The organism is Pseudomonas sp. MF06569 (genome assembly GCF_059862735.1).
On sequence record NZ_JCBCUZ010000013.1, the window covers coordinates 79,601 to 103,909 of the forward strand.

23 protein-coding genes and 4 tRNA genes are annotated in these 24,309 nt (G+C 57.7%); 14 read left to right on the forward strand and 13 right to left on the reverse strand.

What is annotated here, in order from left to right; translation table 11 throughout:
* Window positions 1–18: 18 nt before the first annotated feature.
* Complete coding sequence (gene thiO, locus AC19YQ_RS14120; RefSeq protein WP_338649146.1) at window positions 19–1,119, forward strand: glycine oxidase ThiO; 1,101 nt, start codon at window positions 19–21, stop codon at window positions 1,117–1,119.
* A gap of 156 nt (window positions 1,120–1,275) precedes the next feature.
* Here thiO and AC19YQ_RS14125 read toward each other — a convergent pair whose 3' ends face one another.
* Both AC19YQ_RS14125 and AC19YQ_RS14130 read right to left on the reverse strand, forming a co-directional pair.
* A complete protein-coding gene (locus AC19YQ_RS14125; protein ID WP_500595358.1) occupies window positions 1,276–1,506 on the reverse strand; it encodes a PP0621 family protein in 231 nt (76 codons plus the stop codon).
* A gap of 118 nt (window positions 1,507–1,624) precedes the next feature.
* On the reverse strand, window positions 1,625–2,638 hold the full coding sequence (locus AC19YQ_RS14130) for an outer membrane protein assembly factor BamD (protein ID WP_500595359.1): 1,014 nt from the start codon (window positions 2,636–2,638) through the stop codon (window positions 1,625–1,627).
* Window positions 2,639–2,786: 148 nt separating this feature from the next.
* Here AC19YQ_RS14130 and rluD point away from each other — a divergent pair, with 148 nt between their 5' ends.
* From rluD to AC19YQ_RS14165, 7 genes are all read left to right on the forward strand, one after another.
* The gene (gene rluD / locus AC19YQ_RS14135; RefSeq protein ID WP_019823983.1) at window positions 2,787–3,749 is read left to right on the forward strand and encodes a 23S rRNA pseudouridine(1911/1915/1917) synthase RluD; all 963 of its coding nucleotides are present in this window, start codon (window positions 2,787–2,789) and stop codon (window positions 3,747–3,749) included.
* Window positions 3,746–4,477: a peptidoglycan editing factor PgeF gene (gene pgeF, locus AC19YQ_RS14140; protein ID WP_500595360.1), complete on the forward strand. Its 732-nt coding sequence runs from the start codon at window positions 3,746–3,748 to the stop codon at window positions 4,475–4,477. The genes rluD and pgeF overlap by 4 nt, the downstream gene beginning before the upstream one ends.
* 124 nt (window positions 4,478–4,601) lie before the next feature.
* Complete coding sequence (clpB, locus tag AC19YQ_RS14145; protein ID WP_133078580.1) at window positions 4,602–7,169, forward strand: ATP-dependent chaperone ClpB; 2,568 nt, start codon at window positions 4,602–4,604, stop codon at window positions 7,167–7,169.
* 307 nt (window positions 7,170–7,476) lie between these two features.
* A tRNA-Asn gene (locus AC19YQ_RS14150) sits at window positions 7,477–7,552 on the forward strand.
* Between the two features lie 9 nt (window positions 7,553–7,561).
* Window positions 7,562–7,638: transfer RNA gene (locus AC19YQ_RS14155), tRNA-Pro, on the forward strand.
* Between the two features lie 5 nt (window positions 7,639–7,643).
* A tRNA-Lys gene (locus AC19YQ_RS14160) sits at window positions 7,644–7,719 on the forward strand.
* A 92-nt stretch (window positions 7,720–7,811) separates the two neighbouring features.
* Window positions 7,812–7,888: transfer RNA gene (locus AC19YQ_RS14165), tRNA-Pro, on the forward strand.
* A gap of 114 nt (window positions 7,889–8,002) precedes the next feature.
* Here AC19YQ_RS14165 and AC19YQ_RS14170 read toward each other — a convergent pair.
* A complete protein-coding gene (locus AC19YQ_RS14170) occupies window positions 8,003–9,577 on the reverse strand; it encodes an amino acid permease (protein WP_133078579.1) in 1,575 nt (524 codons plus the stop codon).
* Between the two features lie 24 nt (window positions 9,578–9,601).
* Window positions 9,602–10,546 carry a glutaminase A gene (gene glsA, locus AC19YQ_RS14175; RefSeq protein WP_500595361.1) on the reverse strand — a complete coding sequence of 315 codons (945 nt, stop codon included), beginning with the start codon at window positions 10,544–10,546 and terminating at the stop codon, window positions 9,602–9,604.
* 171 nt (window positions 10,547–10,717) lie between these two features.
* Here glsA and gad point away from each other — a divergent pair, with 171 nt between their 5' ends.
* Window positions 10,718–12,115: a glutamate decarboxylase gene (gene gad / locus AC19YQ_RS14180; protein WP_133078577.1), complete on the forward strand. Its 1,398-nt coding sequence runs from the start codon at window positions 10,718–10,720 to the stop codon at window positions 12,113–12,115.
* A 111-nt stretch (window positions 12,116–12,226) separates the two neighbouring features.
* Here the strand turns inward: gad and AC19YQ_RS14185 are convergent, their stop codons facing one another.
* The 4 genes from AC19YQ_RS14185 to AC19YQ_RS14200 form a co-directional block, all read right to left on the reverse strand.
* Window positions 12,227–13,528 carry an NAD(P)/FAD-dependent oxidoreductase gene (locus tag AC19YQ_RS14185; RefSeq protein ID WP_133078576.1) on the reverse strand — a complete coding sequence of 434 codons (1,302 nt, stop codon included), beginning with the start codon at window positions 13,526–13,528 and terminating at the stop codon, window positions 12,227–12,229.
* Between the two features lie 66 nt (window positions 13,529–13,594).
* Window positions 13,595–13,768 carry a DUF3094 family protein gene (locus AC19YQ_RS14190; RefSeq protein WP_338649150.1) on the reverse strand — a complete coding sequence of 58 codons (174 nt, stop codon included), beginning with the start codon at window positions 13,766–13,768 and terminating at the stop codon, window positions 13,595–13,597.
* 54 nt (window positions 13,769–13,822) lie between these two features.
* Window positions 13,823–14,350, reverse strand: a complete 528-nt coding sequence (locus tag AC19YQ_RS14195; protein WP_338649151.1) for an MOSC domain-containing protein — start codon at window positions 14,348–14,350, stop codon at window positions 13,823–13,825.
* On the reverse strand, window positions 14,347–14,976 hold the full coding sequence (locus AC19YQ_RS14200; RefSeq protein WP_133078573.1) for a DUF1780 domain-containing protein: 630 nt from the start codon (window positions 14,974–14,976) through the stop codon (window positions 14,347–14,349). The genes AC19YQ_RS14195 and AC19YQ_RS14200 overlap by 4 nt, the downstream gene beginning before the upstream one ends.
* A gap of 109 nt (window positions 14,977–15,085) precedes the next feature.
* Between AC19YQ_RS14200 and AC19YQ_RS14205 the strand changes: the two genes are divergently transcribed.
* Window positions 15,086–15,772, forward strand: coding sequence for an energy-coupling factor ABC transporter permease (locus AC19YQ_RS14205; protein ID WP_500595362.1), 687 nt, complete (start codon window positions 15,086–15,088; stop codon window positions 15,770–15,772).
* A gap of 103 nt (window positions 15,773–15,875) precedes the next feature.
* On the opposite strand, the gene yacG is transcribed toward AC19YQ_RS14205, so the two are convergent.
* Genes yacG through AC19YQ_RS14225 form a run of 4 tightly spaced genes read right to left on the reverse strand, consistent with a single transcriptional unit; the run spans window position 15,876 to window position 18,781 of the window.
* Window positions 15,876–16,079 (reverse strand): DNA gyrase inhibitor YacG, encoded by a 204-nt coding sequence (gene yacG, locus AC19YQ_RS14210; RefSeq protein WP_016779444.1) that lies wholly within the window; start codon window positions 16,077–16,079, stop codon window positions 15,876–15,878.
* Entirely contained in the window at window positions 16,076–16,696 is a 621-nt protein-coding gene (gene coaE / locus AC19YQ_RS14215; RefSeq protein WP_326398515.1) for a dephospho-CoA kinase, read from the reverse strand. The genes yacG and coaE overlap by 4 nt, the downstream gene beginning before the upstream one ends.
* 4 nt (window positions 16,697–16,700) lie before the next feature.
* Window positions 16,701–17,567, reverse strand: coding sequence for a prepilin peptidase (locus AC19YQ_RS14220; RefSeq protein ID WP_500595376.1), 867 nt, complete (start codon window positions 17,565–17,567; stop codon window positions 16,701–16,703).
* A complete protein-coding gene (locus AC19YQ_RS14225) occupies window positions 17,564–18,781 on the reverse strand; it encodes a type II secretion system F family protein (protein ID WP_500595363.1) in 1,218 nt (405 codons plus the stop codon). The genes AC19YQ_RS14220 and AC19YQ_RS14225 overlap by 4 nt, the downstream gene beginning before the upstream one ends.
* Window positions 18,782–18,993: 212 nt before the next feature.
* Between AC19YQ_RS14225 and AC19YQ_RS14230 the strand changes: the two genes are divergently transcribed.
* The 3 genes from AC19YQ_RS14230 (at window position 18,994) to AC19YQ_RS14240 (ending at window position 21,569) form a co-directional block, all read left to right on the forward strand.
* Window positions 18,994–19,401, forward strand: coding sequence for a pilin (locus AC19YQ_RS14230; protein ID WP_500595364.1), 408 nt, complete (start codon window positions 18,994–18,996; stop codon window positions 19,399–19,401).
* A gap of 177 nt (window positions 19,402–19,578) precedes the next feature.
* A complete protein-coding gene (locus AC19YQ_RS14235; protein ID WP_500595365.1) occupies window positions 19,579–21,069 on the forward strand; it encodes an AlkA N-terminal domain-containing protein in 1,491 nt (496 codons plus the stop codon).
* Window positions 21,070–21,071: 2 nt separating this feature from the next.
* Complete coding sequence (locus AC19YQ_RS14240; protein WP_339473460.1) at window positions 21,072–21,569, forward strand: methylated-DNA--[protein]-cysteine S-methyltransferase; 498 nt, start codon at window positions 21,072–21,074, stop codon at window positions 21,567–21,569.
* 33 nt (window positions 21,570–21,602) lie between these two features.
* Here the strand turns inward: AC19YQ_RS14240 and nadC are convergent, their stop codons facing one another.
* Window positions 21,603–22,451, reverse strand: coding sequence for a carboxylating nicotinate-nucleotide diphosphorylase (nadC, locus tag AC19YQ_RS14245; protein WP_133078565.1), 849 nt, complete (start codon window positions 22,449–22,451; stop codon window positions 21,603–21,605).
* A 400-nt stretch (window positions 22,452–22,851) separates the two neighbouring features.
* Between nadC and AC19YQ_RS14250 the strand changes: the two genes are divergently transcribed.
* Window positions 22,852–24,291, forward strand: coding sequence for a DUF1631 family protein (locus AC19YQ_RS14250; protein ID WP_500595366.1), 1,440 nt, complete (start codon window positions 22,852–22,854; stop codon window positions 24,289–24,291).
* Window positions 24,292–24,309 lie beyond the last annotated feature (18 nt).

The following is a 24,309-nucleotide window of genomic DNA, read 5'->3' on the forward strand; positions in this document are numbered from 1 at the left end:
GACGGGCTGGATCTCTAAATGGCTAGGCAGCAACGGGTGGTGATTGTCGGGGGCGGAGTGATCGGCCTGCTGACTGCGTTTAATCTGGCCGCCGATGTAGAGCAGGTCATTGTGCTGGAGCGTGGCGATGTAGGGCAGGAATCATCATGGGCGGGCGGGGGTATTGTTTCGCCGCTTTATCCGTGGCGCTACAACGGTGCCGTCACGGCGCTGGCTCACTGGTCACAAGATTTTTACCCGCAACTGGCCAAGCGTCTGTTTGCCTCGACGGGTATCGATCCCGAAGTGCATACCACCGGCCTGTATTGGCTGGATCTTGAGGATCAAGCCCAGGCGCTGGAATGGGCCCAGCGTGAGGGGCGGCCACTTTCAGCTGTGGATATGTCGGCGGTTGACGACGCTGTACCGGTGCTTGGTGGCGGTTTTTCTCGCGCAATTTACATGTCAGATGTGGCCAATGTGCGTAACCCGCGGCTGGTGAAGTCGCTCAAGGCTGCGTTGCAGGCAATGCCCAATGTCACGATCCACGAGCAATGCGAAGTGCTGGGGTTTATCCGCGAAGGCGATAAAGTTGCGGGTGTGAACACGGCTCAGGGTGAGATTCGCGGTGATGAGCTGGTGTTGTCGGCGGGTGCATGGAGCGGTGAATTGTTGAGCGGGCTGGGGCTTGAACTGCCTGTAGAGCCGGTCAAGGGCCAGATGATCCTGTACAAGTGCGCGCCCGACTTTTTGTCGTGCATGGTGTTGGCAAAAGGGCGCTATGCCATTCCGCGTCGCGACGGCCATATATTGATCGGTAGTACGCTGGAGCATGAGGGGTTTGATAAAACGCCTACGCAAACTGCTCTTGATAGCTTGAAAGCCTCGGCGGTCGAGCTTATTCCTGCACTGGCTGATGCCGAAGTAGTAGGGCATTGGGCGGGCTTGCGCCCGGGTTCGCCGGAAGGCATTCCCTATATTGGGCGTGTTTCGGGTTTTGACGGGTTGTGGCTCAACTGCGGGCATTATCGAAACGGGTTGGTTCTGGCTCCGGCTTCCTGCCAGTTATTTGCAGATTTGTTGCTGGGGCGTGAGCCGATCATCGATCCGGCACCCTATGCGCCAGAGGGGCGGATTTAAACATCCCTGCCTGCAATCATATTTGTGGGAGGGGGCGTGCTCGCGATGGCGTCAGCGCGATACACATGACAATCCGGGCAAGCAGCATCGCAGGCAAGCCAGCTCCCACAAGAGCCAGCTAGTTGCTGGCACAGGTGCAGGGCGGCTTCTTGAAAATCAACCGCGTGTTTTTGGCCCTTGCTCCAGGTGGTTCTGGGTGCAATACCATTCCTGCTGCAGGCTCAGTGCGCGATCCCGTGGCAGATGCACGCCACAGTGGGCGCACCGCACCATAGGCAGGACGCCTGGATCGACCGGTTTTTTAGTCTCGGCCAGATTGGCTTTGTATTTGCGCCAGAGCCACACACCTGCAGCAATCAGAGCAGCCCAGATCAGTAAACGAAGCATGGTTATTCGCTATTCGAGAAAAGAGGCCTCAGTTTAGCCAAGGACTTGGCAGGCGCACAGCGCCAAATCGAACATAAAAAAAGAGCCCCGAAGGGCTCTTTTTTTTGGCACCGAACAATCAGTCGAACAGGCCAAGGGTCATGTAGCTGAACCACGAGCGGCTTTTACCTTCCGCTTCAGGCTCTGGTATTACTTCACCATCGGCATCTTTAGGCTTCAGTTCGGCCGGAATTGCATCCTTGGCGTCCTGATATTGCTTCTGGATGTCCATGTTTGCACGGGTTTCACCCGGTGGCAGCGGTGTGCTGGACTCGATCAGGCCCAAGGTTGCCTTGCTCAGCCAGGAGCGGCTGTCCGACTCGGAAGTCTGCGGCACAAACTGACCGTCAACCAGGCTTGGGTGATCAGGGTAGTTGTCTTTGAGCACTTCAAGGCTGGTGCTGGCCAGTTGGTCAAGGTGCATACGCTGGTAGGACTCGACCATCACCGCCAGGCCGTCACCGACCGAAGGGGTTTCCTGGAAGTTTTCGACCACGTAGCGACCACGGTTGGCTGAAGCTACATAAGCCTGACGAGTCAGGTAGTAATCAGCTACGTGGATTTCATACGCTGCCAGAAGGTTGCGCAGGTAAATCATGCGCTGCTTGGCATCAGGTGCGTAACGGCTGTTCGGGAAGCGGCTGGTGAGCTGTGCGAACTCATTGTAGGAGTCGCGCGCAGCGCCAGGATCGCGTTTGGTCATGTCCAGCGGCAGGAAGCGCGCCAGCAGGCCCACATCCTGGTCAAACGAGGTCAGGCCTTTAAGGTAATAGGCATAATCAACGTTGGGGTGCTGTGGATGCAGGCGGATAAAGCGTTCGGCAGCAGACTTGGCAGCTTCGGGCTCAGAGTTCTTGTAGTAGGCATAAATCAGTTCAAGCTGGGCCTGATCGGCGTAGCGCCCGAACGGGTAGCGTGACTCCAGGGCCTTGAGTTTGGCGGTAGCACTGGTATAGCTGTGGTTGTCCAGGTCGGCCTGTGCCTGCTGGTACAGCTCGACTTCGCTGAGGTTTTCGTCAACTACTTCTTTAGTCGACGAGCAAGCGGCAGTCAGTGCGAGGATGGCGATCAGCAGCAGGTGTCTCACTTGCATGGCGGCTTGCGTCCCTATGACGGCCGCTGTCTTGGGCGGGTCCGTCCTGTTATGATGAGCGCCCCGTGAAAAGCCTCGGGGCAAAAGACGCCGTATTTAACCACAAGCGCGCAGCCGAAACCAAAGGCTTGGCGCGGTCCTGATGAGCATGTCCGAGAAAATTCAACTTCGCGAAGAGGTGCCGTCCGAACTGGGTGGCCAACGCCTCGATCAAGTCGCCGCACAATTATTCGCTGAGCACTCGCGCTCGCGCCTTTCCGCCTGGATCAAAGACGGCCGCCTTACTGTGGACGGAGCCGTCATACGCCCCCGTGACATTGTTCACGGCGGTTGCATCCTGGAGCTGACTGCAGAGCAGGAAGCACAGGGTGAGTGGATCGCTGAAGACATCCCCCTGGATATCGTCTACGAAGACGATGACATCCTGGTCATCAACAAGCCTGCGGGCCTGGTGGTGCACCCGGCTGCAGGGCATGCCAGTGGTACTTTGCTCAATGCCTTGCTGCATCACGTACCGGACATTATCAATGTGCCGCGTGCGGGGATCGTGCATCGCCTGGACAAGGACACCACGGGTCTGATGGTGGTCGCCAAGACCATTCAGGCGCAGACGCAGCTGGTTACTCAGTTGCAGAGCCGCAGTGTCAGCCGGATCTATGAGTGCATTGTTATTGGTGTCGTTACTGCCGGGGGCAAGATCGATGCGCCCATCGGCCGTCACGGCCAGCAGCGCCAGCGCATGGCGGTAATGGAAGGTGGCAAGCAGGCGGTCAGTCATTACCGTGTGCTTGAGCGTTTCCGTTCCCACACCCATGTACGGGTCAAGCTGGAAACCGGGCGTACGCACCAGATTCGGGTGCATATGTCCCACATCAACTTCCCGTTGGTCGGAGATCCTGCCTACGGCGGTCGTTTCCGCATTCCGCCGTCGGCCAGTGTGACGATGGTTGAATCGCTCAAAACCTTCCCGCGTCAGGCGCTCCATGCCCGTTTCCTGGAGCTGGATCATCCGACGACCGGTAAGCGCATGAGTTGGGAATCGCCACTGCCGGACGACTTTGTCTGGTTGTTGACGTTGCTCAAGCAAGACCGTGAGGCATTCGTCGGGTGAACACCTTCCTGATTCCTGACTGGCCAGCGCCGGCGGGCATCAGGGCCTGTGTGACTACCCGCGCGGGCGGCGCCAGTCTGGCGCCGTTCGACAGCTTCAACCTGGGCGATCATGTGGGCGACGACCCTGTCGCAGTTGCGCATAACCGCCAGCGCCTTACCCATATTTTTGACGTACAGCCCGCTTGGCTTAGCCAGGTTCACGGGGTTGTGGTCGCACCTGCAAACCCCGATCTGATTGTCGAGGCCGACGCGAGCTGGACGGCAACGCCCGGTATTGCCTGTACGGCGATGACGGCGGACTGCCTGCCTGCGCTGTTTTGCGATCGTGCCGGTACTCGCGTTGCGGCCGCCCATGCCGGTTGGCGCGGGTTGGCGGCAGGCGTGCTTGAAGCGGCGGCACAAAGCCTCAATGTTGAGCCGCAGGAGATTCTTGTGTGGCTCGGGCCGGCCATTGGCCCCAAGGCATTTGAGGTGGGGGCAGAGGTGCGGGAAGTCTTTGTGAAAGACATGCCCCATGCCGAGGCCGCCTTTGTGCCCAGCGTCAATGACGGTCGCTACATGGCCGACATCTACGAGCTGGCCCGTTTGCGTTTGGCTCGCTTCGGCATCTCTGCTGTATACGGTGGCGGTTTTTGTACCGTGACCGACCCGCGCTTTTTCTCCTATCGGCGCAGTCCCAAAACTGGCCGCTTCGCCTCTCTGGTCTGGATCGAAAAGACCGTCTAGCTGACCTGCGTCATTTCTCTACGGCTTGAAACTCCCGTAATCGCCCGCATCTACTATGGTATCTGGCAGGTTTCTTCATTCAGGAGTTTCCATCCCTCCGGCCTGCTCATAAGGAAGGTGACGAATGCGTATAGATAGATTAACTAGCAAGTTGCAGTTGGCCTTGTCCGATGCTCAATCCTTGGCCGTTGGCCTTGATCATCCGGCCATAGAGCCTGCGCACTTGATGCAGGCATTGCTGGAACAGCAGGGCGGCTCGATCAAGCCATTGCTGATGCAAGTCGGTTTTGATGTAAACAGCCTGCGCAAAGAGCTGACTAAAGAGCTCGATCAGCTGCCAAAAATCCAGAACCCTACTGGCGACGTGAATATGTCGCAGGATCTGGCGCGTCTGTTGAATCAGGCTGACCGTCTGGCGCAACAAAAAGGCGATCAGTACATCACCAGTGAAATGGTGTTGCTGGCTGCGATGGACGACAACAGCAAGCTGGGCAAATTGTTGCTGGGTCAGGGCGTGACCAAAAAGGCCCTGGAAAACGCCATCAACAACCTGCGTGGCGGCGAAGCGGTCAATGACCCGAACGTTGAAGAGTCGCGTCAGGCACTGGACAAGTACACCGTCGACCTGACCAAGCGTGCCGAAGACGGCAAGCTCGACCCGGTCATCGGTCGTGACGATGAAATTCGTCGCACCATTCAGGTCCTGCAGCGCCGTACCAAAAATAACCCGGTACTGATCGGTGAGCCTGGTGTAGGTAAAACCGCGATTGCCGAGGGGCTGGCACAACGAATCATCAACGGCGAAGTGCCTGATGGCCTCAAAGGCAAACGCCTGCTGTCCCTGGATATCGGTGCGCTGATTGCCGGTGCCAAGTTCCGCGGTGAGTTCGAAGAACGCCTCAAAGCGGTACTGAACGAGCTGTCCAAACAGGAAGGCCAGGTCATTCTGTTTATTGACGAGCTGCACGTGATGGTCGGTGCCGGCAAGGGCGAGGGTGCAATGGACGCGGGCAACATGCTCAAGCCTGCGTTGGCCCGTGGTGAGTTGCACTGTGTAGGTGCCACCACGCTCAACGAGTACCGTCAATACATCGAGAAGGACGCAGCGCTTGAGCGTCGCTTCCAGAAAGTTCTGGTGGACGAACCGAGCGAAGAAGACACCATTGCGATCCTGCGTGGCCTGAAAGAGCGTTATGAGGTTCACCACAAAGTGGCGATTACCGACGGCGCAATCATTGCCGCGGTCAAGCTCAGCCATCGCTACATCACGGATCGTCAGTTGCCTGACAAGGCCATTGACCTGATGGATGAGGCGGCCAGCCGTATCCGCATGGAGATCGACTCCAAGCCTGAGGTACTGGACCGTCTGGAGCGTCGCTTGATTCAGCTCAAGGTTGAAGCCCAGGCGCTGAAGAAAGAAGAAGACGAGGCGGCCAAAAAACGCCTCGAGAAATTGCAGGAAGAAATCGAGCGTCACGAGCGCGAGTATTCGGACCTGGAAGAAATCTGGACCTCGGAAAAAGCCGAAGTGCAGGGCTCTGCCCAGATCCAGCAGAAGATCGAGCAAGCGCGCCAGGAGCTTGAAGTGGCACGGCGCAGCGGCAACCTCAACCGCATGGCTGAGTTGCAGTACGGGATCATTCCCGATCTGGAGCGCAGTCTGCAGATGGTCGACGAGCACAGCAGCAAAACTGAAAACCAGTTGCTGCGCAGCAAAGTGACCGAAGAGGAAATCGCTGAAGTGGTCTCGAAGTGGACGGGTATCCCTGTCTCCAAGATGCTCGAAGGCGAACGCGACAAGCTGATGAAGATGGAAAGCTTGCTGCATGAACGTGTGATTGGTCAGGACGAGGCCGTTGTGGCGGTGTCCAACGCGGTACGCCGTTCCCGTGCAGGCTTGAGTGACCCGAACCGCCCAAGCGGCTCGTTCATGTTCCTTGGCCCGACCGGTGTGGGTAAAACCGAGTTGTGCAAGGCGCTGGCCGAGTTCCTCTTTGATACAGAAGAGGCAATGGTGCGGATCGACATGTCGGAGTTCATGGAGAAACATTCCGTGGCTCGACTGATTGGTGCACCACCAGGCTATGTGGGTTACGAAGAAGGCGGTTACTTGACCGAAGCCGTACGGCGCAAGCCTTACTCGGTGATCCTGCTGGACGAAGTCGAGAAGGCTCATCCGGACGTGTTCAACGTGTTGCTGCAAGTGCTTGAAGACGGTCGTCTGACTGACAGTCATGGTCGCACCGTAGACTTCCGCAATACGGTGATCGTGATGACTTCCAACCTGGGCTCTGCACAGATCCAGGAACTGGTAGGCGATCGTGAAGCACAACGTGCTGCGGTGATGGATGCGGTAAGTACCCACTTCCGTCCTGAGTTTGTAAACCGGATCGACGAAGTGGTGATCTTCGAGCCTCTGGCTCGTGATCAGATTGCCGGCATCGCTGATATCCAGTTGGGTCGTCTGCGTGGTCGTCTGGCCGAGCGCGACCTGAGCCTTGAGTTGAATCAGGAGGCTCTGGATAAGCTGATTGCGGTAGGTTACGACCCTGTGTATGGCGCACGCCCTCTGAAACGTGCAATCCAGCGCTGGATCGAGAACCCTCTGGCACAGCTGATTCTTTCGGGTCAGTTCTTGCCGGGCACTACTGTGACAGCCAGCGTGAAGGACGACGAAATCGTCTTCGTATAAGGCTTGAAAGCAGTACTTTAAGGGAGGCCTCGCATTGCGAGGCCTTTTTTTACTTAGGGTGTTGATCTGTAAGGAAAACGCTTGTAAGATGCGCCCCGCAGTAAGTCACCCGCAACGGCAACTTGGCCCAAACCAGGAAGCCCGCTAGAAGAGCTAAGTAATTGTCTTCTAACGAAAAATAAGGGTTGACAAGGGTTTTAAAGCTTGTAGAATAGCCGACCTCAGAGACGCCAACGCAGAGATGCGAAGAACTCGAAGAGTGTTGCAAAGCAGTACAGCAACAACGTTGTAGATTGAAATATGTAGTTCCGCGATAGCTCAGTTGGTAGAGCAAATGACTGTTAATCATTGGGTCCCTGGTTCGAGTCCAGGTCGTGGAGCCATTTTCAAGCCGGGGTATAGCGCAGTCCGGTAGCGCGCCTGCTTTGGGAGCAGGATGTCAGGAGTTCGAATCCCCTTACCCCGACCATTTTTGGGTCGTTAGCTCAGTTGGTAGAGCAGTTGGCTTTTAACCAATTGGTCGTAGGTTCGAATCCCACACGACCCACCATTTTTGGCTCCAGTTCACTGGGGCTAGATCTTAAGATCAGAGGCCAAAAGCACTGATCGCAGAAGGCGCCTCTAGAAGGTGCCTTTTTTTACCGGGGTATAGCGCAGTCCGGTAGCGCGCCTGCTTTGGGAGCAGGATGTCAGGAGTTCGAATCCCCTTACCCCGACCATTTTCTGCCCAGCAGTAATGGGTGTAGAAAATAAGGTACTGATGCCAATCGCATCAGCGACCATAAAAAAAGCGTCCTTCGGGACGCTTTTTTTATGCCTGTAGAAAACCTTCCTCAGGTTGCAGGTGCTGCGGATGCAGGAGGCGTGCTTGCACTTGCGCTTGCGGTAGCAGCCTTGTTGTCCGCGTCCTGAAGATCCTGCAAGGCTGCAGAATATTGATCAGATTCGGCCTTGGGCACCATCTGCCATGACGGTTTGCGCAACGCATAGAAGATAAACGGCGGCACCCCGGCCACGACCAGTCCGAGCAACAGAATCCCCGCATACTCGAAAAACGGCATGCTGCTGAAATTATTGGGCGGAATAAAGCCGAAAATCAGCGCCACGCAGGTCGAGAACAGCCCCAGGAAACACCAGCCATGCAGCCCTTTGAGCACATAGCCACGTTTTACGTTGGGCTGTGTCTTGCGCAGTTTCATGGCCGCCATAAACATAAATACGTAAATGATCAGGTACATCAGCGCCGCCATCGCACTGATCATCCAGAACGCATCCGATACGTTGTCGAGAAAGATATAGATAGTCGAGAGCAGCGTGACGATAACGGCCTGCAGGTACAGGATGTTTTTCTGCACGCCCTTGCTGTTCACTTTCTGCATCACGGGTGGGAGCATCCCGGCCTTGCCCACGAACAGCAGGCCGGTGGACGGTCCGGCAGTCCAGGCCAGGACCCCGCCCAGTGCTCCGATAATCAGCAAGATAGCCATGATCGGTGTTGCCCACGGCATGTTGAAGCCCGCAAAGAAGGCGGCATAAGCCTGGATAACACCTGCCGTGAGGCTGGTCGAGTCAGCAGGAACCACCAGTGAAATAGCCACGGTCGGTGGGATAAACACCAGCAAGATCATAAAGAAGGCCAAAAGAATCGCCCGAGGCATTTCTTTTTGCGGGTTACGCAACTCGCGGGCGTGAATGGCGTTCATTTCGATACCCGCAAACGCCAGGAAGTTACTCACAATCAGAACCAGGCCAGTGATGGCGCCGGTAAATTCTCGCCATAAATCCGGGTGCAGATTGTGTGAGCCGGTTCTGACCGTGGAATGTGTATCGAAAATGGCCGGAATCAATGCATCCCAGGTGAGCGGCGTTGCGGATTTATGCCCCAGTACCAGCCAGGCTACGCCGAGCAGAACCAGCAATGCGGCAGGCAATGCGGTGCCCAGCAGCATGAACCAAGACGTCAGTTTTGACAGTGTCGTCAGGCCATTGAGGGCGACAAATGTCGATAACCAATACAGGACAATAATGACGGAGGCCGTGAATACCCCGCTTTTGGCCAGTTCCGGGTTGATCAGATACGCCATGGTACTGGCGCCAAATCCAAGCACGATCGGGTACCAGACAACCACTTGGACCCACATGAACCACATGATGAAAAAGCCTGGCCGATCGCCGTAGGCTTGTCTGACCCAGCCATAAATCCCGCCGTTCCAGCCGGTTCCCAGCTCAGAAGCAACCAGCGATACGGGGATGAAAAACAGCAGTGCCGGAATGATGTAGAGAAAAACCGAGCCCAGGCCATACACGGCCATGCTGGGCAGTGAACGGATACTGGCAACCGCGGCAACCATCATGAAACAGATGGTGAGCCATGACATGTAAGTTTTGGTTTTGCTGGCGGTAGTCATGAACGCCTTCCTCATTTTGCGTGATTAGTGCAGCAAGCTCAGGTTGAGCGTGCGGCTGAGGTATTCGGCGGCCAGCTGGCCGCGAACGCTATTGCCTGCCACATCCAGTGGCGGAGCAAAGGCTGCGATGGCGCATACGCCAGGAACCACCGCGAGAATCCCGCCACCGACCCCGCTTTTACCCGGTAGACCGACCTTGTAATACCAGTCGCCAGTGGTGTCATACAGACCATTCAAGGTCATCTCGGAGAGGATGGGTGCCACGTGTTTGGCTGCCACTACCTGTTTGCCAGTTATCGGGTTGACGCCGCCGTTGGCCAGGCTCGCGCCCATGGTCACCAGGTCATGACAGGTAATCGCTACCGAGCATTGGCGGGTGTATACGTCGCACACTTGCATGGGGTCGGCGTACATATACCCGTAACTTTGCAGCAGCCAGGCAATGCCGCGATTGTGCTGGTTGCTGCTGGCTTCGGATTGGTAAACCTCGTCGTTTACCGTCAGTTCGCGTCCGGCAAAAGCGTTGTAGGTCGCCTGTATCTGAGCCCAGCGAGTTTGCGCAGAATCGGCCTCAATCAGGCTGACTGTGGCCATCGCGCCTGCGTTCACAAAGGGGTTGAGCGGTCGGCCCTTATGCAGCTCCAGGGCAACCACCGAGTTGAATGGCTCTCCGGTCGGGTCGCAGCCGATCTTGCTGCGCAAGGACTGAGGCCCGACCTGATCGAGCACATGGGCGAGGGTAAATACTTTGGAAATCGACTCGATGGCGAAGGCGTAATCCGTGTCGCCTACCTCGGCATGGGTGCCATCACAGAACATGATGCTGATGCCGAACAGGTGGGAGGGCACTGAGGCCAAGTAAGGAATGTAGCTGGCATTCTTGCCGTGCTGATTACCTGAATACCGTTGCAATGCCTGCTCCAGCGCCTGTTTTACCGTGCTGTCTGCGGTCGTGGGTCTTTGCTTCATCGTGCTCGCTCCGTGAGAACTTTCAAGAAACGAAACTATAGATCGGAAAACTCACGGTGGTCGGAAATCGGACAGCAGACTCAAAATGCTTGTCTATGCTGCCTTGGCGAAGGCTGAGTCAGAGTGAATATGACTGGCCCGGTTAACGTTCATTACTCAAGGAGAGTTCTCATGGCGCTGCACCGCATCAAGCACAACTCGGGCACCGATCCCGTTTTTGGTTCTTCAGAACTGGCTCACGCCGCTGCGACCAAGGGCTTCCCGGAGGCGGAGCAGTCGCCACGAGAGGTTTATCAGTTAGTCCACGATGAGCTGTACCTGGATGGCAACGCCCGCCAGAACCTCGCCACCTTCTGCCAGACATGGGAAGAGGATGAAGTCCACAAGCTGATGGATCTGTCGATCGACAAGAACATGATCGACAAGGACGAGTACCCGCAATCGGCGGAGCTGGAAAATCGTTGCATCCATATGCTGGCGGACCTATGGCATTCCCCGGCGGCGGCCACCACCCTCGGTACTTCCACCGTGGGTTCCAGTGAGGCCTGCATGCTCAGTGGCCTGGCTGCGTTGTGGCGCTGGCGTGCGGTGCGCAAAGCGGCTGGCAAGCCTGCGTCCACTCCGAATATGGTGTGCGGTCCGGTGCAAGTCTGTTGGCACAAATTTGCCCGTTACTGGGACATAGAAATTCGTGAAGTGCCGATGTCGGAAGGGCATTGGTTCATGACGCCAGAGGACATGCTGGAGCGGGTCGATGAAAACACCATCGTGGTGGTGCCGACCTTCGGGCAGACATTTACCGGTCTGTATGAAACCGTAAAACCGCTGTCCGATGCCCTGGACGATCTGGAAAAAAGCACCGGCCTGAGTGTCGATCTTCACGTCGATGGTGCAAGTGGCGCCATGCTGGCGCCGTTCTGCGCGCCGGATATTCTGTGGGACTTCCGTGTGCCGCGGGTCAAATCCATCAGCACCTCCGGCCACAAGTTCGGCCTGGCACCGATAGGCGCGGGATGGGTGGTTTGGCGCGATGCCAAGGAGTTGCCTGAAGGCCTGATCTTCCACGTGAACTACTTGGGCGGCGACATGCCGACTTTCGCCCTGAACTTTTCGCGTCCAGCCGGGCAGATCATTGCCCAGTACTACAACTTCTTGCGCCTGGGGCGTGAGGGGTATGAGCGTATTCATTCGGCGTGCTACGAAACGGCGCAGTTTCTGGCGCGAGAGCTGGTCAAGATCGGGCCGTTCGAGATGCTTTTTAACGGTGATCCGCAACTGGGGATTCCGGCGCTGACCTGGCGTTTAAAGCCGGGGGCGAAAACCACCTACTCCCTGTATGACCTGGCGGATCGCCTGCGCATACGTGGCTGGCTGGTGCCCGCGTACAGCTTGCCTGCCAATGTAGAAAACGTGGTTGTGCAGCGGATTCTGGTGAAGCAGGGGATGTCGATCGACATGGCCAAACTGTTGCTGGCCGACTTTGTACGGGATATTAAATTCTTCGAAGAGCATCAGCCCCACGGCTTTAAAGGCCGTGAAGCCGAGGCAGGAAACCACGCAGGGCGCTGATTAAAGCCACACCATCAACCTGTGTGGGAGCGGGCTTGCTCGCGATTCAGGCGTCTAAAGTACCGGCGCCATCGCGGGCAAGCCCGGCTCCCACAGGGTTTAGAGTGTTTGTCAGTGCAATTTCAGGCGCGGCTCGGTGCCGCGTCCGATCCTGCTGCCCAGCATCAGCATCAAGGTCCGGAAGGTGCCGTAAAGCGCCATTTGGTGCATGCGATACAGCGAGATATAAAACATCCGCGCCAACCAGCCTTCCAGCATGACAGTGCCCATCAGGCTGCCCATCAAGTTACCCACAGCCGAAAAACTCGACAGTGAAATCAGCGAGCCATAATCGCGGTACTTGTAGTCCGGCAGTTGCGAGGTGCCTTCAATCCGCAGTTTCAGCGACTTGGCCAGCAGCGAGGCTTGCTGGTGAGCCGCCTGGGCGCGAGGCGGAACCATTTTGTCGGTGCCCGGCTGCGGGCAGGCCGCGCAATCACCAAAAGCAAAAATATTGTCATCGCGGGTGGTTTGCAGGGTAGGGCGCACCACCAATTGATTGATGCGGTTGGTTTCCAGGCCTGCGATTTCCTGCAAAAAGCCCGGTGCACGAATCCCGGCAGCCCATACCTTGAGGCTTGCAGGAATCACCTGGCCGTCCTTGGTAATCAGGCTTTCGGCGGTGACTTCGCTCACCGCAGAGTTGGTCAGGACGGTCACGCCGAGTTTTTCCAGGGTTTTATGCACAGGCCCGCCAATACGATCCGGCAGTGCCGGCAATACCCGTGGGCCGGCTTCGATCAGGGTGATATGCATGTTTTCAGGCTTGATGCGATCCAGGCCATAAGCCGCCAGTTCGTGTGCGGCATTGTGCAATTCGGCAGCCAGTTCAACCCCGGTCGCGCCCGCGCCGACAATGGCGACGCTGATCTGCTCGAGTACGTCACCTTGCCCGGCGTGAGCGCGCAGGTAGTGATTGAGCAATTGCTGATGAAAGCGCTCGGCCTGCTTGCGGGTGTCCAGGAACAGGCAATGTTCGGCCGCACCCTTGGTGCCGAAATCATTGGTAGTGCTGCCAACGGCAATCACCAGCGTGTCGTAACTCAGGTCGCGAGCAGGCACCAGCTCCTGACCGTTTTCGTCGAGGGTTGCCGACAATGAGATCTTTTTCAGCTCACGATCCAGCCCGCTCATACGGCCCAGCTGAAATTGGAAGTGATTCCATTTGGCTTGAGCGACGTAGTTGAGTTCGTCTTCAGATGAGTTCAGTGAACCGGCAGCGACTTCATGCAACAGCGGTTTCCAGATGTGGGTCAGGTTGGCATCGACCAGCGTGACGCTGGCCTTGCCGCGCTTGCCCAGAGTCTTGCCCAGGCGGGTCGCCAACTCCAGGCCGCCGGCGCCGCCGCCGACGATAACAATACGATGGGTCATGGGTATCACTCACAAGGCTTGAAAAGAATTCTGTGCCTGAACCTACCCGGGCGAGCGCAACGCAGCTCATAGCGCCAGGTAACTCAGGAGGCGGCTCAAAAGGCCCATGCCGATCACCACTATCACCACGATTGCAAGGAGCAGCCAGGGCCTGAAAGGCCGGCGCTCAACCTGATGTTGTGGCAGTTGCAGGTACTCTTCGACATGCTTCAGATCATCTGGGTTCAGGCGGCTGGGCATTTTTTTGGCCTCGTCAAATAGACGTTGCAGGAAGTGTAAAAGCTACAGCATTGATCAACCGGGATGAAAAGAAGCATAGCCGTCAGGTCCCAATGGCTCGACCCGCAGTTCGTCCTCCAGACGAATGATCCCGCTTTCGATCACCCGGGCCGTGATTCCGCCGTGGCCACGTACTGCCTGGAACGTGCCCCGACCCAGGCGTTGCTCCAGTCGCGCACACGGCTGGCACCAGCCAGTGGTTTCAAAAATGGCCTGGCCAATCTTGAAACGTCGGCCTTTGAGGCTGAACAGGTTGATTCCGCTGATCACCAGATTGCGTCGTAAATCCTGGGCCAGGACCGGATGCTCCCCGGATCGCCCCAGCAGGGAGTTGATGACGGCGATGTGCTCCCACTGAATCAGCGTCACTTGTCGGGCATTACGGGCGCCGGGCCGGGCATGATCGCCAGTCAGTCCGGCTTCGCGACGGGCTTCTACGGCGTCCAGCTCAAGCATGTCGGCGCGTGACTCGGGGCGCACCCCGATCCAGCGCACTCGACCGGTTTGCGGGACGTCAGCAATCAGCTCCTGCAGAGGGCTCACAGGCTGATACCGACATCGAAAATAATGCTGCGCCCCAGGTTGTTGCGTAGAAAGTCCGGCGCATCCGGTTGTGCAAACAGTACGCGGGCAAAGGTCGGCCCTACCAGTGACAGCGACCGCCAGCCCTGGCGCAAATATTCAGTCGGAGGCGGGAAGTGGCTGTTGAGGTCCAGGACTTCGCGCTTGAGGCTGGAAAACGCAATGATGTCCAGCTGGCCCAGGTCGATATCGCGCTCTTGGTAGTTGTTGGCTTTTTTGTGCAGGGTAGGGCCCAGGCGCTGCAACAGCTTGCTCGCCGGAATCCGCTTGGGTCGCGCTTCGCGACGTACCAGCTGGCTCAGGGAGTAGGCGCTGCGGCGACGCTGGAGCTCTTCGCGCCATTCATCGTTCAGGCGCCGGCCTTCATCGAGCACAAAGAACACTTCAAAGCGCGCATCACCAAACAGCACGTCCGGGGGCTCCTGGCTCGCCTGGATGAAGTCTTCGTTGTGATAGGGAATGTTCAACCCTTGCAGCAGGCGCTGGCAAACCCAACGCTCACGCTCCCATTTGCGGGCATTGGATAAAAAGGCATTGGCTTGCTCGGCCTGGATGGTGAGCAAGCGTAGATAGTCTGAGTCGTCCATGAACGCAGCTTAGCCTTGAAACAGGTGTTACTGAAAGTCCGGGTGTAGACTCAGGCGCATTCAACAGGGAGGGTTGAGCGGTGTGTTTTGAACAGGCAGGGCAAGGCAGATGATAAGTACCCAGGTGTTATCCACGCCAACGATGGTGATCGGCTGGCTGATCTTTGTTCCCGTTGTACTGTGGGCCATCTGGCGCGCCCCCTGGGTTGAGCTGTTTAGCGACACGCGTCGCCAGCACCTGTTGTTTGGCACGGTATTCGGGCTGTTTTTACTGTGGCTGGTACGGCGCGACTTCGAAGTCGGGGTGTCGTATCACTTTATTGGCTTGACGGTGGTCACGTTGCTGCTCGACTGGCCGCTGGCGGTGGTCGGTGCGCTTCTGGCGCAAGCCGGGCTAGTGTTGTTGGGTCGTCAGGATCTGGCCGCCATGGGTGTCAATGGCGTGTTGCTGATTCTGTTGCCAATCGCCGTGACCGAAGGGTGTGCGCGCATTGTCGAGCGGGCGCAGCCGCGTAATCCCTTTGTCTATATCTTCTGCTCGGGTTTTTTTGCCGCAGCATTGGCGGCGTTGCTGTGCGTAGGGGCGGTGCTGGGGGTGTTGTGGATGGACGGGTTATTCGTCATGCCGTTCTGGCTGGAGGACTTTGTCGGCTATCTGTGGCTGATCATCTTTCCCGAGGCGTTTATCAACGGGATGCTGGTCACGGCACTGATGGTGTTCTGCCCTGAATGGCTTGAGACCTTCAACCGTACCCGCTACCTGGCGGCGCCGGGCAAGGATGATGGCCCCGAATAAATTGCCTTGCCCTGTGGGAGCCGGTTTTGCCCGCGATGGTATCGCTGAGGTTTACCTGACAGGCCGATTTGCCTGAATCGCGAGCAAGCCCGCTCCCACGTGTTTAGTGCAGGCGTTCGCTCAGGTCCTCTGAGAACAGATCATCTTCAGCATCCGGGCTCACCGGAATCTTGTGTTCTTCGGATGCCCAGGCACCCAGGTCAATCAGCTTGCAGCGGTCCGAGCAAAAGGGGCGGAAAGCGTTGGTGGTATCCCATTGCACGGCTGTGCCACACGTCGGGCAGTCTATGGTCATAGGTTTGGTCATGGTTGGCCTCCACGCAAAGTTAGATAAAAGTTATGCAGGCGTTCGACCTCAGTCTGCAACGCCTTCAGATCGTTGTCATTGACCAGCACATCGTCAGCGTGGCGAAGGCGATCTTCGCGACTGGCCTGAGCCTTGAGAATGGCTTGCACCTGCTGCTCGGTGGTGTTGTCGCGCAATAACGTGCGTTGTATCTGCACGGCTTGGGGCGCGTCGATCACCAGCACGCGCTGGGTTGTGGTGTATTGCCCTGACTCGATGAGCAGCGGCGAGACCAAAATGGCGTAGGGCGATTGTGCCTGCGCCAGGTTGTTCGCGATCTCTTCACGAATCAGCGGATGTAGCAGCGCCTCAAGCCAGCGACGTTGCTCAGGGTCGGAAAAGATGAGGTTGCGTAGCGCGCCTCGATTGAGCTGCCCATCGGCTTGCAGCACCTCATCGCCAAAATGCTCTGCGATTGTGGCCAGCGCCGGGCGCCCCGGCTCGACAACCCAGCGTGCAGCATGATCGGCGTCCACCACGTGTACGCCCAGCGCGGCAAAATGTTCGGCGGCGGCACTTTTGCCGCTACCGATACCGCCGGTCAGCCCGAGAATCCAGGGTTTGGAAGGTGGAGTCATCGTGTCAAACCGAAATCTGCCAATAGAAGCCAGTTATTTGACCACCCCAGAGCAATGCAATCCAGCCGGCAATTGCCAGATACGGCGCAAAGGGGATGGGGGTCGAGGTATTGGCCCGGCGCATGGCCAATAGACTCAACCCCACCAGCGCCCCCAGTAGCGAGGACAACAGGATGGTCAAGGGCAGAACCGTAAACCCGCCCCAGGCGCCAAGCATGGCCAACAACTTGAAGTCGCCATAGCCCATGCCTTCCTTGCCTGTGATCAGCTTGAATACCCAGAACACCGACCACAGGCTTGCGTAGCCCAATGCCGCGCCCCATACGGCCTGCTCCAGAGTCGTGAACGTGGAAAAACTGTTCAGCAACAACCCCAGCCACAGCAGGGGAAGCACCAGAGAGTCGGGTACGATCTGATGGTCGATATCAATCAGGCAAATGGCGAGCAGCCCCCACGTTAGCAGGAGCATGCAACCCGCTTGCACGCCAAAACCGTAATGCCAGGCAACAAACGCCGACAGGATCGCGCAACACAGCTCAGTCAATGGATAGCGCAGGCTGATAGCCGTTTTGCAGCTCGAGCACTTACCCCGCAACACCAGGTAGCTCAGCAGCGGAATGTTCTCCCAGGCCCGCAGTGAATGCTGGCATGCGGGGCAATGGGAGCGGGGCAACATCAAGTTATACACAGGGCCCTCGGCGGGCGCTGGCAGATCCAGCAGTTCGCGGGCCTGGGACTGCCAGTCCTGTGCAAGCATCTTTGGCAAACGCCACACCAGCACATTGATAAAACTGCCCACCAGCAACCCCAGGATCAGGGTGCAGGCGATGAACGCGTCGGGTTCAGTGGTCAAAAAATCCATCATGCTCAGATCACTCGACCCAGGTTGAAAATGGGCAGGTACATGGCGATGACCAGCCCGCCAACCATGACTCCAAGTACCACCATGATTACCGGCTCCATCAACGTTGTCAGGTTATCGACCAGGGTGTCGACTTCGCCTTCATAATAGGCGGCTACGTGGTCAAGCATGTTGTCCAGTGTGCCGGATTCTTCGCCAATGGCGGTCATCTGCACAGCCATGCCCGGAAAGACTCCGGCTGCGCTCATGGCCACATGGATCTGGCTGCCTGTCGCCACCTGTTGCCTGACGCGCAGTACGGCCTCTTTGTACTGGCTGTTGCCAGTGGCGCTGGCCACCGAATTCAGCGCTTCAAGCAGCGGCACACCGGCAGTCAGGGTGGTCGACAGCGTGCGGGAAAACCGGGCCATTGCCGTCAAATGCAGCAAGTTGCCCATGACGGGCAGTTTTAACAGCCATGCATCAACGCGCTGGCGCAATGCAATAGAGTTTTTGTAGCGATGCCGCAAGCCCGCAAGGGTAACGCCTAGAATGCCCAGCAACCACAGACCGTAGACTTGTAGCGTTTGCGAGAGAGCGATCACCCACAAGGTGAACGCGGGAAGTTGTGCGTCGAATGAGTGGAACACCCCCTGAAATTGCGGGACCACTTCAATCAACAAAATGCTGCACACCGCCAGCGCCACCAGCAGTACGGCGACAGGATAGGTCATGGCTTTCTTGAGTTTCTTTTTCAGCGCTTCTGTTTTTTCCTTGTGGGTGGCGACGCGACGCAGTAGCACGTCCAGGGCCCCGGCTTGCTCGCCTGCTTCAACCAGGCTGCAGAACAGAGGGTCAAAACAGGCCGGCTTTTTGCGCAGCGCAGCCGTCAGGCTGGTCCCTGCGCCGATGTCCTGCTTAAGCTCGATGACCTGCTGGCGCATTGCCCGTTGTTCAAACCCCTTGGCAATCACGTCCAGTGCCTGAAGCAGCGGGATGCCAGCGCTGATCAGGGTGGCCAGCTGGCGCGTGAACAGAGTGATATCCAGCGCTGTAACGGATTTTCCTGAAGGGGACTCACTGTTTGCATGGCGCCGGATTTTACTAACGGTAATACCTTGGCGACTGAGACGGGCCCGGATCATGGCGTGGCTGTCGGCCGTGATTTGACCGCTGATCACAGACCCCTTCAGGTCAGAGCCTTCCCATAGGTAGCGCTTGTTCTTAATGGCCTGTGTTGCCATGCATCCATCCCTGGAACGCTGAGCGTCCTGCTGTGTTGTGAGTCCAAAGACTAGATGCGCTGAGCCTGGGCCCGCCTCCTTGAGCGTGTCCAAAGGTGTCAGTGATGCAGTTGTGGAGCATCGGCCCACTAACCTTGATAGCCTGTGCGCACTTTTTTGGCTGCACAGCATTGCTACGGCGCTGATTGGCGCCACTTCTTCGGAGACTCCGCGTGAAACAACAAAAAGGCTTCACCCTGATCGAGCTGATGATCGTTGTTGCGATTATTGGCCTGATCGCTTCGTTTGCATTTCCGGCTTACAACGACCACGTCATGAAGACCCGTTTTGCCGAGGTGAACGCAATCGGCAACACCTACAAGACAGCCGTTGCCCTGTGCTTCAGCCAGAGCAATGACCTGGCGGTTTGCGATGCTGGCACCAACGGCATTCCTGCCCCGGCCGAAGCCACAGACAACCTGGCTGCGGGCATGACGGTGATAGATGGCGTGATTACCATGGCCGGCACTCAGGCCGCCGGTGGTTGGGTCAGCGTGCTGGTCCCGACGTTGAGCGGTTCAGGCGCTACCCTGACCTGGACACAAAACGACACCTGCCTGGCCAGCGGTGCCTGTCAGTAAAACGCGTTGTGTGAGCTTTCCTGCGGTGCCCATTTAACGGGCACCGCAGGTGTAGCCCGGTCAGTTTGGCGGGCATTGTGCTGTGCAATCGCGGACCAAGACCGGTTTGACCAACGGCCCACATTGACGTCCGAAAATGGCGAGAACCGGTAAAGTTGCGGTGCTATTGTGCGGCTTATGAACTCAGATAACTGCCTGTCCACGCCCAGTATCGCCGCCTGCGAAATCGCTCGCTTGAGCCGCGATGCGCGTTTTGACGGGGTGTTTTTTACGGCGGTGCTCAGTACCCGGATCTACTGCCGCCCCGTGTGCCCGGCACGAGCCCCCAAAGCGCAAAATGTGGTGTATTACCCCAGCGCCGCAGCGGCTCAAGCTCAGGGCTTTCGCCCTTGCCTGCGCTGTCGGCCGGAGCTGGCGCCGGGCAATCAGCTTTGGTTGCAGGGGGAGCATCTGGTGGCGCGAGCGCTCAAGCTCATTAATGAAGGTTATCTGGCGGATCATTCGCTGGAGGCGCTGGCGGAACGCATGAACATGGGGAGCAGGCAATTGCGTCGCTTGTTTGTTCAGCACTTGGGGGCGCCACCGATGGCGGTGCATTCCACTCAGCGCCTGTTATTTGCCAAGCAATTGTTGACCGAAACCGACCTGTCGATCACCGAAGTGGCCATGGCTTCCGGCTTTGGCAGTCTGCGCCGTTTCAATGCGGCCTTTGCCGAGGCCAATCATGCCGAGCCCAGGGCCTTCAGGCGCAGCCCAAAGGCTCGTGCGGACAAGGCCCTGGTACTGCGACTGGGTTATCGCCCGCCTTATGAATTCATAGCCTTGCTGGGTTTTTTACAGAGTCGGGCCTTGCCCGGTATTGAGCGAGTCGACGGGCACAGTTACCAGCGGGTCTTTGGCACGGCGGATGCGCCAGGCTGGCTGCGGATCAGCCCATGGCCGGGGGAGCAGCATGCGCTGCAACTGGAACTGCACAACGTGGCGCCAAGCCAGATGCTGGGCGTGGTCACCCGGATTCGACGGATGTTCGACCTGGATGCCGACCCCCTCGCCATCGCCCGCACGTTAAGCCTCAGCCCGCTGCTGGCGCCGGTTATCGAACGGTATCCGGACCTGCGATTGCCCGGTGGCTGGGACGGATTTGAAGTGGCCGTACGGGCCGTGCTGGGGCAGCAAGTCAGTGTGGCCGCTGCGCGAACCCTTGCCAGTCGTATCGTGCAGCGCTACGGAATTGCCATTGAAGCGGGTGCCGGTTCTGGCCTGGATCGTCTGTTTCCGGGACCGCAGCAATTGGTAGATGCCGACCTTGGGCAACTGGGCATTACCCAGGCACGTATCAATACGATCAAGGGGATTGCGGGTGCGCTTATCGATGGCCGCGTCGATTTTGCGGTGGAGCAACCGTTAGAGCGCTTTATCAGCCGCTGGGTGCAACTGCCCGGCATTGGTGAATGGACCGCCCACTACATCGCCATGCGCGTGCTCAAACACCCCGATGCGTTTCCGGCTGCAGACTTGATTCTGCGCCGCGAAGCCAACCCCGGCGGCAGTGCGTTAAGTACCAGTGCGCTGCAGGCACTGGCCGAAAGCTGGCGCCCGTGGCGGGCCTATTCAGTGATGTATTTATGGCGCGCAGCCACCGACTCGGCGTCTGCACGAAAGGTATGAACATGAAAACTGTGTACTACGAACACATGCCATCACCCATTGGCCCGCTGTTTTTGGTCGCCGATGATGAAGGGCTGCGAGAAGTGCGTTTCGAGCTGGAGCGCCGGCCGCATACGCCGTTGGACGGTTGGGTGCATTCGCCCGGCAAACTCGCTGAAGTCCGACGTCAATTGGAAGAGTACTTTGCGGGTGAGCGCCTGACATTCGACTTGCTGCTCAAGCCCCTGGGCACTGAGTTCCAGCAGTCGGTATGGCAAGCGCTGACCACCATTCCCTACGCGGTGACCACTAGTTACGGGCAGCTATCGCAGCAAATCGATCGGCCCAAGGCGTCTCGGGCGGTGGGGGCCGCGAATGGGCGTAATCCGATTCCGATCATCATCCCGTGCCATCGCGTGATTGGCAGCAACGGAACACTGACCGGCTTCGCCGGTGGGCTGGCGGCCAAGCAATGGCTACTGGCGCATGAACTGAAGTGCCAGGGCTTTGCGCTGTCTTGATCAACCAGCAACAACCTGTGGGAGCAGGGCTGTTCAGAGGCTCAAGCGCATCGACAAATCCACTGCCTTGACATCCTTGGTCATGGCACCAATCGAGATGTAGTCCACGCCAGTTTCGGCAATCGGGCGCAAGGTTGTCTCGTTGATGCCGCCGCTGGCTTCCAGTTTGGCTTTACCCGCGTTCAGGCGCACCGCTTCACGCATATCGTCCATGCTCAATTCGTCGAGCATGATGATGTCAGCGCCTGCTGCCAGAGCCTCCTTGAGTTCCTCCAGGCTTTCGACTTCTATCTCTACCGGCTTGCCCGGTGCGATTTTGTGCGCAGCGCTGATGGCCTGGGCAATGCCGCCGCAAGCAGCGATATGGTTTTCCTTGATCAAAAATGCGTCGTACAGACCGATACGGTGATTGTGGCAACCGCCGCAGGTCACTGCGTATTTTTGCGCCAGACGCAGGCCCGGCAGGGTTTTGCGGGTGTCCAGCAACTTGACCTGGGTGTCGGCCACTTGATCGGCCAGGTATTGCGCGTGGGTAGCAACGCCCGACAGCAATTGCAGAAAGTTCAGTGCACTGCGTTCACCGCTGAGCAGTGAGCGGGCAGGGCCTTCAAGGTGGAACAGCACTTGGTTGGGGCTCACACGCTCGCCATCGGCGACTTGCCAATGCACGGCAACCCGGGGGTCAAGCTGGCGAAAGACAGTGTCGACCCAGGCGGTACCGCTGATGACCGCTGTTTCACGGGTGATAATCGTGGCTTTGGCCAAGCGTTCGGCCGGGATCAGCCGTGCAGTGATATCGCCGCTGCCAATGTCTTCGGCTAACGCACGACGCACGTTGGCTTCGATTTCGGCAGTGAGGTCGGCCAGGCGTAAATTCGGCATAACGAGCTCCACAAACAAAGTGCGCCGATTATAGGGCCATGCCGCTGGCGAACCCAAGGTGTGCGCAGAGTCACAAGCAAATGCCTGCAATGTGCTTCTTTCGGCACTTTGAACATTAATACTCACCCTTGGTCATTCAAATGAAGAGTCCACTGGTACAAGCGCCTTCTTTTGCAAGATAATCCGCCTTTGGATTGGCGCCATAGGTTTGACGTATAGCCATTGCCTTAATTTCGATACACCGGCCAGTGCATACGCCACTGCCGGCTTCTGTTTGTGAGCGTTAAAAATGGCTCTGACCACGAGCGTTCACTGGCAAGCGAAGAGACCCTTCAGGGAGGCCAGGATGCAAAATGACGGGAAAGTGGGGCCTGTGCACAGGACCGCCACTGAGTTGGCGATGCATTCGCCACTTGCCCGCCTGCCTGTGATCCTGCTGCAGGTTCATGACAAAGCCGCTCAGCAGCTCAGGATCGAATTGCAGGCGCTGTTCGACAATGCCGATGAAACCTTGTTTGAAATGGCCGACAAGGCTCAAAGCGATACCGAGCAGAGCCTGTTTTTTGAAGCCATGCGCGATGTGCGGCTCAAGCGCAAACACATTGAGCGCGGCTTTCTTGAGCACCTGTTTGATGCCTTTGTCAGTCTGACCCAGCCCGATGTCAGTGAGCCCACGCTACAGGCTGGCGCCCCGTCACAGGCTGCGTTCTCACTGATGGCCAATGACCTTGAGCGGGCTCAAGTGACCAGTGCAATGGTGACGCGGGTACTGAACCGCAACCAGTTGGCCCTGTGCCAGTTGAGCACTCGTCTCAATACCCTGAGTTGCATTCCCCTGGATGAGCAGAACAACCCGCTGGGCCCTGCCCGGCTGTGCGAGTACTTTTTGCAGGCCGAGCGGGATCAGGGCGTGGACATCAAGGTCAAGCTCATCATGCTGCGCTTGTTCGAGAAGTACCTGCTCAGCAGGACCGAGCATCTGTACGCCGATGCAAACCAGTTGTTGATCGCCACGGGTGTGTTACCCGACCTATCGGAAAAGACCTCGTGCTGCGCAGTGAAAGCCGGTGCCCTTGCGCAGGAATTACCCGATACCGGTGAAAATGCGAGCTACCTGGTAGGGCTGTTATTCGATTACATCCGCGATGACCGGAACCTGTCACCTGCGTTGAGAAAGCTGCTGGGACTGTTGCGCGAACCGGTGCTGCAGATCGCCCAGAGCGATCAGAACTTTTTCAGTTGTGACAGCCACCCGGCCCGTCGCTTGCTCAATGTGATCGCTGGCGCCGCCATTGGCTGTGGCGAGAGTGCCGATGACTGCAACGATCTGCTGTATCGCAAAATCGAGCACGTGGTTCTGCAACTGGTGCGGTATGCGGGCAATAACCCGGCGCTGCTTGAATCGTTGCTGCATGACTTTTTGATGTTTACCCGCGGCGAATACAGCCGCAGTGAGTTGCTTGAGCAGCGCACCCGTGATGCGGCGCAGGCTCGCAGTTGCCCCACGTTTGAACCCGAGCCGCAGACAGTGCCCTTGCCCGTTCTTGATGAGCAGGGCCACCTTGGGCTGTTGCTGGTCAGCCAGTTGCGTATTGGTACCTGGATCGAACTCCAGGAAGACGACAACACATCCCTGCGCTGCAAGCTGATTACGATCCTGGAGCCCGGCGGCACGCATATTTTTGTCAATCGCATCGGGGCCAAGGTGCTGGAAAGAAACCGCACCGATCTGATCGTCCAGCTGCGCAACGGGACTGTTTTGCCGCTCGACGACCGCTTATTGATTGACCGGGCGCTGGAGTCGGTAATAGACAGTCTGCGTCAGTCCAGCCCGGAGTAGACGGGTAGTACGCAGATT